This is a genomic window from Vibrio sp. D173a, from assembly GCF_030248475.1.
Genome location: NZ_JAHGAH010000850.1, coordinates 1 through 1,346, shown reverse-complemented (window position 1 = coordinate 1,346; position 1,346 = coordinate 1). Strand labels below are relative to the sequence as shown.

1 protein-coding gene is annotated in these 1,346 nt (G+C 44.5%); it reads left to right on the top strand.

Annotated features, from left to right (window positions below; genetic code table 11):
- Positions 1-1,241: ISNCY family transposase (locus KIV40_RS29785; RefSeq protein WP_285352869.1), on the top strand; the 1,241-nt coding region annotated here is incomplete at its 5' end.
- Positions 1,242-1,346 lie beyond the last annotated feature (105 nt).

The following is a 1,346-nucleotide window of genomic DNA, read 5'->3' as shown; positions in this document are numbered from 1 at the left end:
GACTGTTGAACCAGTTAGCAACTTATGGCGCTAAAAGCTTGGCACATGCAGCCCGCGGTCGCCCAAGCAACCGACGCTATGATGATAACTTTCGAGCTGAAGTATTAGGGATTGTACGTGAACAATACTTCGACTTTTCACCCACGTTTGCGCTTGAAAAACTCTCTGAGCACCATAATCTGATTGTTTCTAAAGAAACTCTCCGACAATGGATGATCGCTGACGGACTTTGGACACCATATTCTAGGCGCAAGCCTAGAATTTATCAGCCTCGTTATCGCCGTGATTGTCTCGGTGAGCTCATCCAAATCGACGGTTCACACCATGATTGGTTTGAAGGCCGCAGCGATAGATGTTGCCTACTGGTCTTCATAGATGATGCAACGGGCCGTTTGATGAACCTGCGATTCAGTGAGACCGAATCGGCGTTTGATTACATGTTGGCAACCCGCGAATACCTAAATGAGCATGGTAAGCCAGTCGCATTTTACAGCGATAAACACTCGATATTTCGGGTCAATCAAGAAAAACACAAACAAGTTGGCCAAACGCAATATGGCCGAGTATTGCATGACCTCGGTATTGAGCTCATCTGTGCGAATAGCTCCCAAGCTAAAGGTCGTGTAGAACGAGCGAATCTGACACTGCAAAACCGCCTAGTGAAAGAAATGCGTTTACAACGCATCAACACCATCGAAGAAGCCAATGCATGGCTTCCCTACTTCATCGATGACTTTAACCGTCGCTTTGCCAAATCAGCCAAGTTTCCTAAAGACATGCATCGTAAAGTACGAGAATCCAAACAAGACCTGGACGATATCTTCAGCTGGCAAGAAACACGCAAGCTCTCAAAGTCACTCACATTTCAATACGACAAAGTTGTTTATCTCATTGAACCAACGGAAGAAAATAGTCGTTTAGCCCATGAGCACGTCAAAGTTTTAGATTATCCAAACGGCGAGATTGCCATTGTTTATGACCATCGAAAACTTAGTTTCAAAACCTTCGACAAGCTCGAACAAGTTCAACAAACACAAATCGTCGATAATAAGCGTCTTGGTCAGGTGTTGAAATTCGCTCAGAAGAAACAAGAAGAGTTCGAAGCTCAACAGCTACGAACACGAAGTAAAAAAGCGCCAAAACGACGAGCCCAACGACGGGCTTTACAAGAGAAACTTCGAGCCATCAACCCTGTCCTACATGAACCTGAAAAGCATAAAGGCTCAAGTCGGAAACCCTAACCTCTTCACACAGAGAACTTGAAATAAGGACATTTTAATCTGGGTGGACAACAGGACATTTCAAACTTGAATTAACAGATTTAAGGATTCCATTCCTAGGGCTAC